Below are 15,561 nucleotides of genomic sequence, written 5' to 3' on the forward strand. Positions count from 1 at the left end.
TAATAAAATTAACTATAAGTCCCTTCAGGATGTAATAAATGCCGGAAATAAAAAAATCCCTTGCAACAATATATGTTACAAGGGAACGAATATGATATATTTATTTACTTTCCATTAAAAAAACTGGTTCATCGTCCTTGATGGTATACGGTAGAGAATATGCCGGTACAAAAGGGGTGTTATCGGCAAGCAGATAACGAATATCCTCTCCTTCGGCAAATTCGTGGTCATATTCATTTAAAGCATGATTTAAATCAATTCTGTAATCAACATACAGGTTTCCATCTACATCCATGATAATAGGCAGATTTTCATGGGAATAAGGACTAACTACAGTTGGAGATTTTTCCAAGCCTAATTTTTCATGATCTACTGTATAGACACCTTCAGCGATCTTGTCTCCATATGCTGGATAAATATTTTCATTGCGATAAAAGTCTAATTGCACATTGACACTTCTAATCGCTTCCGTAATACGTAAATCAATTAATTTAACCCTTGGATCATCATCGGGTGTTATTAAAGTATACTGATAAACCCCGCCCTTTTCATAGGCATTTGCGGGAATTTCAGATATGTAGTTCTTCTCTTTTAGTATGCTGAAGTCAATTAAGTATTTTTGGAAAATGGGTGTTTCATTAGCTTTTGTTTTGATTGGTACCAGGCCCTGTTGCTCTTCTTTGTAATTATCTATTGCCTGTTGAACCGTTTGTAATTGTTCTTCGTTCGGTACTTGATTTTGTTCCATTTCGCTTTGAGGGTATAAACATCCACTTAATAGTAATGATAACAGTAACACCCCAAATATACGCAAATATGTATGCTTCACTTTAATAGCCTCCTTGTCAGCTACCGTGTTGGCCCACTCAATACTACATAAAGAATAATTAAACCACCAGTTATTAAGCATATGTAAGCCAGAAATGATACCATCCCTGCTAACCAACCTTTTAATTTACTTCTGCTTAACACTATTAAACCAATTGCCAGAATTAATAAAATCATCCCAACAAAAGCAATATACATCATAAGCATTGATACTGACAACGAATTCACCCCTGTTTATTCACAGTTTTTCTTTGCACAAAGTATTATAACATATGGTGGATTATGCAAGTATTAAAATGATGTTGTCGAAATAGTAAGTATAAAGATTTCAGAACAAGTTACAAATAAAAACCCGAAATGAAGGGGGCTTCTTCATTCCAGGTTGACTAAATAAGTTCCTTTGCAACTCTATCCATGAATGCTTGTGCGATTTATCTTATGCAGGGATTTGCTGTTACGTATCCGCATGTTGCCTATGAATGGCTATTTTTTAAATAAATGATTCAGAGATTGCAAGTCCCCAGGCATTTTGTTGTTAACAATGGACTGAATGATTTGGTCTTCTTTTTCTTTTGATAAGGGTTTGTCTGCCATTTTGGATAAATGGCGAACTAAATTTCGGACTGTCTTCTCATCAGAAAAATCCGCATTTTTTACGGAATCCGCAACTTTCATTATCTCATCAGGATTGATATTAGAGTTTTTCTGTATTTTGTCGAACATTCCTTTTTGAAAATTGTTCACACGTTCTCCTCCTTGCTGTGTTCTTTCAACATATTATATGCAAGGAGCGTAATTACGTGTTATTAAGAATATCTTTCATTCAGCAAGTTTGCGATGTCATCCATTTCTTCCCGTTTATCGCGTGTCATCAGTTGCTCTACCACTTTTCTCGGGTCCTTATCCTCAAATAATATTTGGTATATACCGGTAGTGATAGGCATCTCCACTCCCTGTTCTTTGGCAAACTGATATGCAGCCTGAACGGTTCTGACACCTTCTACAACCATTCCCATTTGGTCCAATACATCATCCAGTTTATTTCCTTTACCGAGCAAATTTCCAGCTCTCCAGTTCCGGCTATGGACGCTTGTACAGGTTACTATGAGATCTCCTACTCCAGATAAGCCTAAAAAGCTAAGTGGATTAGCACCGAGTGACGTGCCTAATCTGGCGATTTCAGCAAGGCCTCTAGTGATTAGAGCAGCTTTTGCGTTATCACCATAGCCAAGGCCATCTGAAATACCAGCGCCCAGTGCAATAATATTTTTTAATGCTCCACCTAATTCGATACCAAGTATGTCTGGACTAGTATAAACTCGAAATGTATCACTATTAAATAAATTCTGGGCGATTTTAGCTTTTTCTAAATTCACAGAGGAAACAGTCACGGTAGTGGGGTGTCTTAGAGCTACTTCTTCCGCATGGCTTGGTCCTGATAAAACGACAATATCTTCGTAGTCATAGCCAGGCATTTCCTCGTTTATCATCTCAGAAACTCTTTTCAGTGAATCAGGCTCAATTCCTTTTGTGGCATGAATAATGGTAACCTTGTTGGTTAGTTTCTGGTTTAATTGCTGACAAACTTCGCGTATTGCTTTGGTTGGAACAACTACAATAACTGCACTTACATCGTTGAGTGCTTGTTCAAGCTCATAAAATGCTGTTATTTGTTCAGGAATGGCTACATCCAAATATTTCTCATTTTTGTGAGTGCGGTTTATTTCCTCAGCCTGTTCTTTTCGATGTGACCATAAGCGGACATCATGTCCATTATCAGAAAGAACGATACTTAATGCAGTCCCCCAACTACCTGCTCCCAACACTGCGATTTTATCCATTTTATTCACTCCCTCTTTATCTCGCCATAATAGGCAGTATGACCCCTTACTTCAGGATTTTAAGGAAAACGAAGAAATGTAAGTGGTTGATAACTGCCCGTAAAAGTCCGATTCGTTCCAGGGCCTTTAGGTCATACCCTTGCAGTGCTAACAATCCGTGGGAAAGTAAGGAATTCTCCACGGATTGAATTTCACTTTATCCTACTGTCTTCTTCTTGCAAATAATTTAATTGGCGTACCAATAAATCCAAATGCATCTCTGATTTTATTTTCCAGGAACCGTTCATAGGAGAAATGCATAAGTTCTGGATCGTTTACAAATACAACAAAACTTGGCGGCTTAACAGCAACCTGTGTCGCATACAATACTTTAAGACGCTTCCCCTTAACTGTAGGAGTTGGATTCATTGCCAATGCGTCCATAATGACATCATTCAATACATTGGTGGAAATTCGTTTCGCATGACTATCGCTGGCCAGTTTAATCGCCGGAATTAATGTATGCATTCTTTTTTTCGTTTTTGCAGATAGGAAGACGATTGGTGCATAGTCCAAATATAAGAAATGTGCTCTAATTTTGGCTTCGAATTCCTTTATTGCCTTCTCGTCCGAATCTATTGTATCCCATTTATTAACTACGATAACGATGGCTCTACCAGCATCATGTGCATAGCCAGCGACCTTTTTATCCTGTTCTCTAATACCAGTTTCAGCATCAATTAATACGAGAACAACATCAGAGCGCTCAATCGCTTTAAGAGCTCTTAAAACACTATATTTCTCAGTTGTTTCATATACTTTTCCTCTTTTACGCATACCAGCAGTATCTATAATGATGAAATCCTGGTCGTCTTTGTGAAGATGCGTGTCAATAGCGTCTCTTGTCGTACCCTCAATCTCACTTACAATAACCCTTTCCTCATTCAGAAGGGCATTAACAAGGGATGACTTTCCGACATTTGGTCTCCCAATCAGACTGAAATATATCGTATCTTCATTAACTTCTTCATCTGATATTTCAGGAAAATGGTTGATGACTTCATCCAGAAGATCACCAAGACCCAATCCGTGTGAACCAGAGATGGGAAAAGGTTCGCCAAAGCCGAGTGAATAGTATTCATAAATCATTTCACGCATTTCGGGATTATCCATTTTATTGATTGCAAGTACGATGGGTTTATTTGATTTAAACAATAATTTCGCTACTTCTTCATCAGCTCCGGTAATTCCTTCTTTTCCGTTTAAAATGAAAATAATCACATCAGCTTCATCGATTGCAATCTCAGCTTGCTGACGCATTTGAACGAGTAAAGGTTCGTCCCCTATTTCAATACCGCCCGTGTCGATTAAATTAAATTCCTGATTTAGCCAATCAGCTGATGCATATATTCGATCACGAGTAACGCCTGGTATATCCTCAACAATCGAAATTCTCTCACCAACCAGTCTATTGAATATGGTAGATTTACCAACATTAGGTCTTCCTACAATTGCAACTACAGATTTCCTCATAATAAGGAACATCCTCTCTCTTTATGTCTATTTGCCTTAACTTTAATACATTCTAGCAAAATAAGGTAATTTAAACAATGTTATTAGTGTTTCACAATAATAAATAGTTCTTCACTTAGGGCATGTGAGATTCCATCGGTGATTGCTTCGAGGTTTGCTGCTACATATTCCAATTCCTTTTTACTGTCACAAAAAAAGATCGGTGCTCCTCCAGCAATTTTTTGTCTGTTCGTCGTAATTACTGCCAATATAGCTTTTTCAATCATCATTTATACCTTATCCCCTTTTTTAAAAGATTTGGATTCGGAAGGCATTCTAACAGCACTTTCCAATACAGGAACAGACCCAATTACTGCTTCTGCTTTATGAATATCCCGAATCTGTGGTAGGATAAAAACCCCCAAACGCCCGTCGTCTAGATCACGTTTAATTAATGGAGTTAGTGCAGGTGTACCGGAATCCCTGAAAACCCCTAAAGATACCGAGACATCATGAAGTATGGCCTGGCGCTGTCCAAGATTACCAATCGTAGTTATCACATTTATATCCTTTGGTTTAAGGACAAACCCCATTCCATACTTTAGTATTTCTTCCTGGCGTTCAGGTAATCCAATATTCATGATGTAAATATTATCTACATAAAGACCTGCCCCGTCAAAACTAATTTTGGAATGTTCTATATCTACAATATCAGCGATTTTAGAACCACTCATTAGTTTGTGTCCAAGAATCAAACTAATAACTGCGACAATGATGGCAATATAAATATTCCATAAAATAAGAGAAAAGGTGCCTAAAAACCCGGTAAACATGACTAAATAATTTCTGCTCTCAAAGGAAATTGCGATACCTTCTATATATGTTTTCCCTCTAGAAACAAGTTCATAACTGTCCACTTCCGTTAATGTATTTCTCTCCATGTTTCGTACATCTCTAAATTGAGTCGCTGCTACTGTTAAAAGGGTGACAGCAGTAAATTCCTTTTCCATAATAGCTGGTACTGCTAAAGCACCTAATGATGCAGCAATAAACCCCAATGATAGGTGTATGATCTTTCCGTGTAAATAGGTTGGGTACTGTCTATAGTCCGTTTTAAGCAATAAGATTCTTGCTATTGTTCCAATGACAACACCGAAGACAATAGGAAGTGTGTATTCAGTCATCTTTAATCCACCTCTTATTTTCATTTTAAAATAATATTTCCTTTTGTAGTATGGCTTAAAATCTTTATAATACTATTTTAAAATTAGAAGGGATGTATCTATTTACCAATAAAAAGAGACCCCTTTTTCAAAGGGATCTCTGTTGTTCGATATTATTTATATTTATCCAGTTTATCGCCAATGAAGTCACCGAGCTGGAATCCTGACTGTTCTTCATTTTTTTCATATTGTTTATATTCTTTTTCTGCTTGTTCCTGTTCTAGTTCTTTGATGCTTAATGAAATGCGCTCATCTGTCTCATTGACATCAAGCACTTTTACATTTACTTTCTGTCCAATTTCAAGAACTTCCTGTGGTGTACCGATATGTCGATTGGCAATTTGTGATATATGAACCAAACCTTCGACACCTGGTAAAATTTCAACAAATGCTCCGAAATTAACAAGGCGTTTTACGGTACCTTCTACTGTAGAACCGGCAGATACACGGCTTTGAATATCAGTCCAAGGTCCGGGAAGTGTATTTTTGTGTGATAATGAGATACGTTCATTATCGCGATCAACAGATAAAATTTCTACTTTAATTTTGTCGCCTTCAGAGACAACATCAGAAGCTTTTGCAACATGTTCATGAGCCAATTGTGAGATGTGTACTAAACCATCAACACCACCAAGATCAACAAATGCACCAAAGGCGGTAATGCGCTGAACGGTACCTTCCAATACTTGACCTACATCAAGCGATTGTAGAATATCACTCTTCTTGGCGTTCGCTTCTTCTTCCGCTACTGCTCGATGTGAAAGAATGATGCGGTTTTGCTCTTTGTCAAGATCGGCAATTTTTACTGTTAATGGCTGATCCTTATATTCTGAAAAGTCTTCTACAAAATGAGTTTCCACTAAGGATGCGGGGATAAAACCTCGAAGACCTACATCAACGACAAGGCCGCCTTTCACAACTTCCTTAACAATAGTTTCAAAAACTTCCCCATTGCTGTATTTTTTCTCAAGATCTTCCCATGCCGCTTCAGCATCTACTGCTTTTTTGGAAAGAATTATTTCATCGTCTTCTATCTTTTTAACTTTAAGTGTTACTGTATAGCCTTCTTTTACTACATCTCCTGTTGATTCCACGTGCATACTTGACAGTTCACCAATTGGTAAAATTCCTTCCGTTTTATAGCCGATATCAACAAGAACCTGCTTATCTTCCAATTTCACAATTGTTCCTGCTACGGTATCACCTACATTTAAATCCTGTAATTCTTTGCTTTCTTCACTCATATCCATAGCCCTCCTAAGTACACTCCAATATCCAATTAAAATGGAAATAGTAAGAATGATTAAAACTTATTCTTTCTATAACTTCTAATAATTACAATTATTTGTCAAGTAAAGTCAATTAATTTTGATGTTTTTCTTGTAAAACTTTAATCTCCTGCATAATCCCATCTGCCATTTCCTGTGGAGATGATTTCGCTGTTCTAAATTGCTGTATATCCATTGGCTTACCATAGACCACTTTTAATCTCTTAAAGGCCTTGTATGGTCCAATAATAGCACAAGGAATAATAGTCGCTTCAGAACGTAAGGCAAAGAAGCCAACACCTGCCAGAGGATTTCCCAATTCACCAGTTTTACTTCTTGTACCTTCCGGAAAGAGTCCTAATGTATTCCCCTCCTTGAGAATACCTAAACCTTTTCTTAGAGCATTTCTATCCGAGAGACCTCTTTTTACAGGAAAAGCTCGAATCCCTAATAATAATTTCCCTAAGAATGGTTTTTCAAACAATTCCCCTTTAGCCATAAAGTAAATGTCCCGGGGAGATGTTATTCCAACAACAGGTGGATCGAAATTGGAGATATGATTGGAACAGATAATGACAGGTCCTGTTTTTGGAATATTTTCCTTCCCGATAATTTTAATGCGGTATAATGGAAAAAGAATTAGGGCAACAACAAACCTTGCAAATCTATATAAACTCATTCCTTAGCACTCCTTAAAAAGCTTCGTATTTATTTTTATTTAGGTCCTTTCACTTTAGCAACTTCATCCAAGATCCGTTCTGCAACTTGAATAATGCTTAGCGAAGTCGTATCCACCTCAATTGCATCACTTGCTTTAATTAAGGGAGAAGCCTCACGACTGGAGTCAATTCTGTCTCTCTCCTCAATTTCATTTTTAAGGACTTCTATATTTGATGCAATTCCTTTTTTCACATTCTCTTCATATCTGCGCTTGGCCCTTTCTTCTACAGTGGCGACGAGGAAAATCTTAACTTCTGCATTTGGAAGAACATGTGTACCGATATCTCTACCATCCATAACGACTCCACGGTTTTTTGCCATTTCCTGTTGCCTTTTAACCATTTCGGTTCTAACGGGTGCATGTTTTGCAACATAGGAAACCCTTGTAGTTACATCTTGGAATCGTATCTCGTTTGTAACATCCAAACCATCCAGTAAAACCACCTGTCCATCAAAAGATTGTTTTAAATTGATTTCTGTATTCATTAGTAAGTCCACGATTGCATCTTTGTCTTCCAAGTTAATACCTTCATTTAAAGCTTTCAATGTTAAGGCTCGATACATGGCACCGGTGTCTATATAAATATATGACAACTTTTCAGCTGTTATTTTTGCCACTGTACTTTTTCCAGCAGCTGCCGGCCCATCGATCGCAATTGCAATGTTATTCTCTTTCATAATCAAAAGTCCTACCTCCTATTAACCATTAAAAAACTTGGCAACTGCCAAGTTTTTTATTTGCTGACTTATGGTCTATAATAACATATCCTAAAATCGTAGGTCTATTTAAATAAGTTCTTTTTGACGTGCTTCACGTTGTTTTTCAAAACAGAACCTTACAATTCTTTGTCTATCCTGTTTACTGATAGATATAAACTTTAGTGATATAAGATTTACTCGACTGTTCATATCTCGAATGTATACAATTTCGGCTTGTCCATATATATAATAATATTCTGCATTTTGCATTTGTAAAGGTAGCCATAAATCTGCTTTTAACCCGATTTCCAGCTCGATATTCTTCTCCGTTATTATCGCCAGCCCACCCCCACTGATATCAGAAGTTAAGGTCACAAAAGGAGGGAATTGGTTATCTTTACTGTGAACAGCTACATCGACAGTGGTTTCTATTCTAACGTATTCCCGCCTTTGAATACGTTTGATGTCCGTTTGATCCGGTATATGGATAGCCAAAGCCGGTATATTCATTTTTATTCTTGCGGCAATTTCAGATGAAAATTGATAAACGGCTTGATCATTTCCAATAAAAGAAGCAGATAGTAACGTCCCAATTGGAAAAAATGCGGTCTTTTTGGTTTGTGCATGGATAGGATAATCAATCATTAGATAATTTTTATTTTTTTCTATAATTTTACAATAATATTCATGTACGATACCAGTTCTAGAGTCCCTTACTTCCAAGTTGAGCACTTTACCTATTTTCACTAAAATCCCCCTTTACACATTACTCGTATGATCCTATATGCCTATTATTGCAGAAATTCAGAAAAAGGGAAAGGATTTTTCTCCCTCTCCCTAAAAATTTGCTGCATAATTAATTTCAGTTCCATCAAGCTTTTCAACTTTCTCTTCCATTCCATTCATCGCGTTAATAAATATTCTGTACGTATCATTGTCTAATGTGCCAAGAAATTCATAGGTTAATACTTCTTCGCCAAGGTCATTATCGATGACAGCGAGAAATTCCTCCTGTATTTCCACACTTGGATTTACCATTTCTTTTGCTTCATCTTCAGTAATTTCGGGTTCCGGTATTTCCCGGTCAGAATGATTCATGTAATAATTATTGGTTGTCAACCCAATAATCTCACCATTATCCAGAGCTACTTTAACTTCAACAGCATCAGAGTAAACCCGGACATCATTTTCGTTATATAGAAATGAATAAACACCGACATTATTATATTCACTGCTTTCAAAGAGTGACATATTTTCCAATTTAAAGGAATCCAGATAAGTAAGCGCCTTATCAGCACCTTCATTTAAACTGATTTTATTATTGCCTATGTCTCTTGTTATCAGCAGAGAAAGCGGGTGCCCCCCTTGTTTTGACATATCCATGTATGCCCTTTTTACGTCATTGTGATAAGAGATACTATATAGAGGAATATCCGACCCTTCTCCGCTTTGGGCTATCGTTACGTTTTCTCCATTTTCCACGTTAAATATTTCTTTACTTTTATTTATTGCCTCCTGCTCACTAATATCATCGCCGGACAGAGACTTATACTTATGTTCCTTGCTGGAGGTTCCAATTATTGAAGATTGTGTGTTTCCCTCCGCAAATTCTTCTACAGATTTCTCCACGGTTTTAAAACCATCTATGATTGTGTTATCCATTTGCTCATCCTGATTGGACAGCGCGATTTGTACATCCATCCATCTGAGATTGTTTTCAAGAGCAATATGTTGAACTTGTCTTAATTCATCTTTAATATCCCCTGACTGGGTATATAAGTTTTTTAATGTTTCGGATTCCTCTTCCGTAAGAGGTGAATTTTCAAGATTTCTTACAGCTGTCCGATACGTAAAGTCTCCAATATCAGAGAGAAATTCCTCTGTTTTGTTAAATGGCAGGAGCCCTAAAGGCAGCTGCCCGACATTTGCCAAAGCTTCAGATGTTAATCTCCAAATCTCAACAAACTGTGGGGATAATCTTTCTGTTGAATTCATTGCTAATGTCGTACCGATTTGATCATTTAAGAGGTCCATGTGATAAGCAAGTTCGTGAAAAGAACGTTGATACGTATTTTCCGCCTGAATTAAAATTGCATTTTTTTCCTGGTGTTCCATGTAGCCCCAAACACCAGTACCAACTATACCTAAAGACAGTACTCCAATTAATATCCATCGAATCATGAATGATTCACACCTTTCTAATTACAAAATATATGTTTCCCAATTTTCTTGATTTGAGGTCTAGTCCATATCCAATCGGAAGTTGCAGTAACAGGGTTAAAATAATAAAGCGCATTACTTGATGGGTCCCACCCATTTATTGCATCAATCACTGCTTCTTTTGCCTTATCATTTGGTTCTAGCCAAATCTGTCCGTCCGCGACTGCTGTAAAAGCCCTCGGTTCAAATATTACACCAGAAGCTGTATTCGGAAATGTAGGACTTTCAATTCTGTTTAATATAACAGCAGCAACAGCAACCTGACCTTCATACGGTTCCCCCCGAGCTTCGCCATATACTGCATTTGCCATTAATTGGATATCATTTTGAGAGTAACCTTGAGGCACATTTGCTGCAGGTACGTCCCCCCCGCCAGTTTCAGTTGTCTTATTCGTATTATTTTCTCCTGCTGGCGTCTCTTTTCGTTCCTCACCGCCATAATGTGTAAAGTCTTTACCTTGATTGATCTGTTGTTTTACATAACCTTCATCATAATTACTTGCTTTTACGAGCTTATCTTTAGTAGTTTGTCCAGCCAGGCCGTCAATCTCCATGCCAAATTCATACTGGAAGTTACGCAATGCCCAATAAGTTCCCCAGCCAAAAACGCCGTCGATTTTCCCATTGTAAAATCCTAAATATTGTAATCTTGACTGCAGCTCGATGACGTCATCACCTACTGCTCCTTGTTGAATTACCTGAGCACTAAATGCACTTGCAGTTTTAGTAGATGACTCACCTTGCAGACCAATAATTGATAAACTAATAATCATGAGTAAAAAGGCAACTCTTCGATAGGCCATTCTTTTTCCTCCCGTTCTTTAGTAATGGATTACAGTTCTATTTTTTGAGTAATTACCCTTTTTATTCATACTTACTGATATAAATGAAAAACTCCTGTAATTTTGGCAATTACAGGAGTTTCCTTTTGTTTTTATTTTCATAGGTATTAAAATAGGATTCATTCGCAGACTTCAATTGATATAAAGCTCTTATCCAAAGCAGAATCATAAAGGGAATGAGCAAATAAAGCCACAAATTTGTAAAACTTTTAAGAATATAATTATAGATGCCATGTAATATAAATGGCAACAGGAATGCTAATAGGATATTAAGTTTCCGATTGTGCTTATTCATCTTTGCCTTACCGAAATAGAACCCCATAATAATACCGAATAAGGCGTGGGAAGATACCGGAAAGAAAGCCCTCCAAAAAGCATATTCAATACCATTAATTAATAAATAGAGTATATTTTCAACAGATGCAAAACCTAAACTGATTGAAACAGCATAGACAATTCCATCGTAATGATTGTCAAATTCTGAATGCTGGTAGATTAAAAACATAAAAATAAACCATTTGAAGAATTCCTCAATCAAAGCGATATGCAAAAAAGATTCAATAAAACTGTTATCACTTAAATTCTCCGTAGTTATCGCATACTGTATAAACATGATTGGAAATACCAATATAGCCCCCGCAAGAAATGTCCTTACAATCAGAGGAATCGGTTCTGTTATTCGGTCTTTAAGATAGATGAAAGACATTAAAGCAACTATAGGGGCTATACCAGCCGATAGAACAGCAATCATAATTTCATACCTCTTTCCAATTCCATTACTTTTATCGTATCATTAAGTAGGGATATTGGAAATATAAAAAAAGAGAGCGGGTGAACCTTATGAAAAATATTTTAATCATACATACCGGGGGCACGATTTCCATGCTTGAAAATAAGGAAACCGGTGAAGTAAATTCAACGGGAACACATCCATTGACAGCATTCTCCGATCAGTTGAGATCTTTTGCTAAAATAGATGAAAAAATCATGTTTGATCTTCCATCCCCTCAGATAACTCAAAATCATATGCTTGAACTTTCGAAAGAAATAAAAAAAGTGATACCTGATTATGATGGGATCATCGTCACACATGGAACAGATACACTTGAAGAAACAGCATATTTTCTTGATCTGGTACTGGGGACCAATAAACCGATCATCCTGACAGGTGCGATGAGATCCAGTAATGAAATCGGTTCAGATGCATTGTATAATCTGATAAGTTCGCTTCGAGTTGCCATTGAAGATAAAGCGAAAAACAAAGGTGTCCTCGTTGTAATGAACGATGAAATTCATACTGCCGAAAACGTTACAAAGACATCCACAAGTAATGTAGCAACATTTCAAAGTCCACAGTTTGGCCCACTGGGTTTGATTACGAAGGATTCTGTGATATTTCATCGAACCACACTTTTTCGACATGTACAAACGATTGATCAGATATCCAAAAATGTCTTTTTGCTAAAGGCGTACGCAGGAATGGACGAACAAATTTTAAATTCGCTATTTGCAGTTGGGCCAGATGGACTTGTTATCGAAGGATTGGGTCAAGGTAATCTACCGAAAAATACGCTTGAACCAATAAGGAAATTAATTAAGGAAAACATACCAGTTATTCTTGTTTCTAGATGCTATCAGGGTGTTGTACAACCGACCTACAGCTATGATGGGGGAGGAAAACAATTGAAAGAGATGGGGGTCATATTTGCCAGGGGATTATCCGGTCCAAAAGCAAGAATCCGATTATTAATTGCTCTTGAAATGACACAAAATATGAATTTGCTTAGAGATACATTTGAAAAGTTTGATGAATAGCGCATGTTTAAAAGGATAGCGGGAATCTCTGCTATCCTTTATAGTTAATTAGCAACATTAAGTTTAATCAAGTTCACTGTTTGAACTTACTACATTGGTGCGAAAGTTGTATTAGTAATAATGCATTCATTTATTCAATTGCTTAGATACGTCCGACTCAAAAGTTTGTGATTTAGTTCATTGATTTTGCGATTAACTCGCCATGAAAGCGTCCGTTTTCGATAAATATTTCATTATTATCATAACCAGCGACAATTACTCCAGCTATATATACTCCGTCGACGTTCGTTTCGTAAGTCTCAGAACTGAAAGATGGTTTGCCGTTTTGTTGATTAATCTCAATTCCAATCATTTCTAGTAAGGAATAATCAGGTTTGTATCCCGTCATGGCGAATACAAAGTCATTCTTTAAAGAACCGTTTTCCCCATCCACTGTATATCGGATTTCATCATCCGTTATCTCTGTAACATGAGAATTAAAAAGCATTTTAACCATACCTTTTTTAACTAATGAGTCAAATTCCGGTAGAACCCAAGGTTTTATGCTTTTAGAATATTCGCTTCCACGATAAAATACCGTAACGCGTGCACCGGCTTTATGCAGCTCCAGTGTAGCATCAACGGCAGAGTTTTTACCACCAATTACAGCAACCTCTTTATCATAATACGGATGCGCTTCCTTAAAATAATGTGTTACTTTACTTTTATTTTCTCCAGGTATTCCTAAATAATTAGGTTGATCATAATAACCAGTTGCGATAATGAGTTTATCCGCAGTATATGTTCTTTTATCGCCATTATATAGCTTAGTTGAAACCAATATTTGTTCCATTGATTTGGTTATTTTTATCACCGACTCATATGTATTCATACGAAGATTATTTCGCTCTGCAACTTCACGATAATATGCAAGCGCCTGGTTGCGGACAGGTTTTTGTTTTTCAGTGATAAAGGGAATGTCACCTATTTCAAGCTTATTGCTGGAACTAAAAAATGTCTGGTGGGTGGGGTAATTATAAATGGTATTTACCACATTTCCCTTCTCAATGATTAATGGGTCAATTCCTACTTTTTTCAGTTCCAATGCGCAAGACATACCGCATGGACCACCACCGATGATAATAACTTTTTCATTTTGCAATTCATGCACTTCCTTTATGTGATAACGTTTCAATGGGAAATTAAAAAACTCTTATAAGATAAGAGTTTTTTAATTTCCTTATAGATTAAACTTTTTTAATCTAATGCAACAGGAATTGATTAAACCCATCCACGGAATCTGGAGGCTTCAGCCATCTTTCTAACACCGACCATATAGGCAGCCAATCGCATATCAACTCGTCTTGTTTTTGCTGTATTATAAATATTATTAAATGATTTTATCATAATTTCATGTAACTTTGTATCAATTTCTTCTTCAGACCAATAGAATCCTTGGTTGTTTTGAACCCATTCGAAATAGGATACGGTAACACCACCAGCGGATGCCAAAACATCTGGAACAAGCAGTATGTCACGATCAGTAAGAATTTTGGTTGCTTCCATTGTTGTTGGACCATTGGCAGCTTCAACGACGATGCTCGCTTTAATATTGTGTGCATTTTGTCGGGTTATTTGGTTCTCTACTGCAGCAGGAACAAGGATATCACAGTCCAGTTCAAATAATTCTTTGTTTGATATTGTATTATTGAAAAGTTTAGTCACGGTGCCAAAACTATCTCTCCGATCCAGGAGGTAATCGATGTCCAATCCATTTGGGTCATGTAATGCTCCATATGCATCTGAAATTCCGACAACTTTTGCACCTGCGTCATGAAGGAACTTTGACAGGAAACTACCAGCATTACCGAAACCTTGGATAACTACTCTAGCACCTTTTAATTGAAGACCCTTCTTTTTGGCAGCTTCATTTAAAACAATCGTAACACCTTTTGCTGTCGCAGATTCCCTACCATGAGATCCTCCGAGTACAATTGGTTTACCAGTAATAAATCCAGGACTGTTGAATTCATCTATTTTACTATATTCATCCATCATCCAAGCCATAATTTGTGAGTTCGTAAAGACATCAGGAGCAGGAATATCCTTAGTTGGTCCTACGATTTGACTTACGGATCGAACATAACCACGACTCAATGCTTCTAATTCACGAAAAGACATTTCCCGAGGATCACAGACAATTCCGCCCTTAGCGCCTCCATATGGGAGGTCAACAATACCAGCTTTTAAGCTCATCCAAATTGATAACGCCTTAACTTCTTTTTCTGTTACATCCGGATGGAAGCGGATGCCGCCCTTTGTCGGTCCTACCGCATCGTTATGTTGTGCGCGATACCCAGTAAATACTTTTACGACCCCGTCATCCATACGTACCGGAATACGAACTGTCATCATTCGTAAAGGTTCTTTTAATAATTCGAATACTTCATCCGGGTAACCAAGTTTTTCCAATGCGGTCTTAACAACAGTTCGTGTTGAACTTAAAACATCCGTATTTTCTTGACTTTCTTTGGTAGAATCTGCTGCTTTTTCGGCTACCATGCACTTACCTCCTACAATATACATAAAAGTTTTATATAGCCCACTCAGAGATTAGTATACACGCTCATAATAA

Annotated in this window: 17 protein-coding genes; 1 reads left to right on the forward strand and 16 read right to left on the reverse strand. The window is 37.1% G+C overall.

Going from position 1 to position 15,561, the window contains the following annotated elements; genetic code table 11:
- Window positions 1–100: 100 nt before the first annotated feature.
- The 14 genes from ACHABU_RS00430 to prsW form a co-directional block, all read right to left on the reverse strand.
- Complete coding sequence (locus tag ACHABU_RS00430) at window positions 101–829, reverse strand: hypothetical protein (protein WP_435761146.1); 729 nt, start codon at window positions 827–829, stop codon at window positions 101–103.
- Window positions 830–849: 20 nt separating this feature from the next.
- Entirely contained in the window at window positions 850–1,047 is a 198-nt protein-coding gene (locus tag ACHABU_RS00435; protein WP_435761148.1) for a DUF2768 domain-containing protein, read from the reverse strand.
- A gap of 264 nt (window positions 1,048–1,311) precedes the next feature.
- Window positions 1,312–1,572: a stage VI sporulation protein F gene (locus ACHABU_RS00440; RefSeq protein ID WP_435761150.1), complete on the reverse strand. Its 261-nt coding sequence runs from the start codon at window positions 1,570–1,572 to the stop codon at window positions 1,312–1,314.
- A gap of 62 nt (window positions 1,573–1,634) precedes the next feature.
- The gene (locus tag ACHABU_RS00445; RefSeq protein WP_435761152.1) at window positions 1,635–2,669 is read right to left on the reverse strand and encodes an NAD(P)H-dependent glycerol-3-phosphate dehydrogenase; all 1,035 of its coding nucleotides are present in this window, start codon (window positions 2,667–2,669) and stop codon (window positions 1,635–1,637) included.
- Between the two features lie 201 nt (window positions 2,670–2,870).
- The gene (gene der, locus ACHABU_RS00450) at window positions 2,871–4,181 is read right to left on the reverse strand and encodes a ribosome biogenesis GTPase Der (protein ID WP_435761154.1); all 1,311 of its coding nucleotides are present in this window, start codon (window positions 4,179–4,181) and stop codon (window positions 2,871–2,873) included.
- Window positions 4,182–4,264: 83 nt separating this feature from the next.
- The gene (locus tag ACHABU_RS00455; protein ID WP_379495419.1) at window positions 4,265–4,450 is read right to left on the reverse strand and encodes a capping complex subunit for YIEGIA; all 186 of its coding nucleotides are present in this window, start codon (window positions 4,448–4,450) and stop codon (window positions 4,265–4,267) included.
- Complete coding sequence (locus tag ACHABU_RS00460; protein ID WP_435761156.1) at window positions 4,451–5,344, reverse strand: YIEGIA family protein; 894 nt, start codon at window positions 5,342–5,344, stop codon at window positions 4,451–4,453.
- Between the two features lie 152 nt (window positions 5,345–5,496).
- Window positions 5,497–6,627: a 30S ribosomal protein S1 gene (gene rpsA / locus ACHABU_RS00465; RefSeq protein WP_435761158.1), complete on the reverse strand. Its 1,131-nt coding sequence runs from the start codon at window positions 6,625–6,627 to the stop codon at window positions 5,497–5,499.
- A gap of 118 nt (window positions 6,628–6,745) precedes the next feature.
- A complete protein-coding gene (locus tag ACHABU_RS00470; RefSeq protein ID WP_435761160.1) occupies window positions 6,746–7,330 on the reverse strand; it encodes a lysophospholipid acyltransferase family protein in 585 nt (194 codons plus the stop codon).
- Between the two features lie 35 nt (window positions 7,331–7,365).
- The gene (gene cmk / locus ACHABU_RS00475) at window positions 7,366–8,049 is read right to left on the reverse strand and encodes a (d)CMP kinase (protein WP_435762316.1); all 684 of its coding nucleotides are present in this window, start codon (window positions 8,047–8,049) and stop codon (window positions 7,366–7,368) included.
- A gap of 108 nt (window positions 8,050–8,157) precedes the next feature.
- Window positions 8,158–8,817 (reverse strand): flagellar brake protein, encoded by a 660-nt coding sequence (locus ACHABU_RS00480; protein ID WP_435761162.1) that lies wholly within the window; start codon window positions 8,815–8,817, stop codon window positions 8,158–8,160.
- Window positions 8,818–8,907: 90 nt separating this feature from the next.
- Window positions 8,908–10,251 carry a germination protein YpeB gene (ypeB, locus tag ACHABU_RS00485; protein ID WP_435761164.1) on the reverse strand — a complete coding sequence of 448 codons (1,344 nt, stop codon included), beginning with the start codon at window positions 10,249–10,251 and terminating at the stop codon, window positions 8,908–8,910.
- A gap of 17 nt (window positions 10,252–10,268) precedes the next feature.
- Window positions 10,269–11,063, reverse strand: a complete 795-nt coding sequence (sleB, locus tag ACHABU_RS00490; RefSeq protein WP_435762318.1) for a spore cortex-lytic enzyme — start codon at window positions 11,061–11,063, stop codon at window positions 10,269–10,271.
- A 139-nt stretch (window positions 11,064–11,202) separates the two neighbouring features.
- Window positions 11,203–11,883 (reverse strand): glutamic-type intramembrane protease PrsW, encoded by a 681-nt coding sequence (gene prsW / locus ACHABU_RS00495; RefSeq protein WP_435761166.1) that lies wholly within the window; start codon window positions 11,881–11,883, stop codon window positions 11,203–11,205.
- 89 nt (window positions 11,884–11,972) lie between these two features.
- Between prsW and ACHABU_RS00500 the strand changes: the two genes are divergently transcribed.
- Window positions 11,973–12,947: an asparaginase gene (locus ACHABU_RS00500; protein ID WP_435761168.1), complete on the forward strand. Its 975-nt coding sequence runs from the start codon at window positions 11,973–11,975 to the stop codon at window positions 12,945–12,947.
- Between the two features lie 172 nt (window positions 12,948–13,119).
- Here the strand turns inward: ACHABU_RS00500 and ACHABU_RS00505 are convergent, their stop codons facing one another.
- Window positions 13,120–14,088, reverse strand: coding sequence for a YpdA family putative bacillithiol disulfide reductase (locus tag ACHABU_RS00505; RefSeq protein WP_435761170.1), 969 nt, complete (start codon window positions 14,086–14,088; stop codon window positions 13,120–13,122).
- A 119-nt stretch (window positions 14,089–14,207) separates the two neighbouring features.
- Window positions 14,208–15,488 (reverse strand): Glu/Leu/Phe/Val family dehydrogenase, encoded by a 1,281-nt coding sequence (locus tag ACHABU_RS00510; RefSeq protein WP_435761172.1) that lies wholly within the window; start codon window positions 15,486–15,488, stop codon window positions 14,208–14,210.
- Window positions 15,489–15,561 lie beyond the last annotated feature (73 nt).

The organism is Oceanobacillus sp. CF4.6 (genome assembly GCF_051262635.1).
Classification (GTDB): Bacteria; Bacillota; Bacilli; order Bacillales; family Amphibacillaceae; genus Oceanobacillus.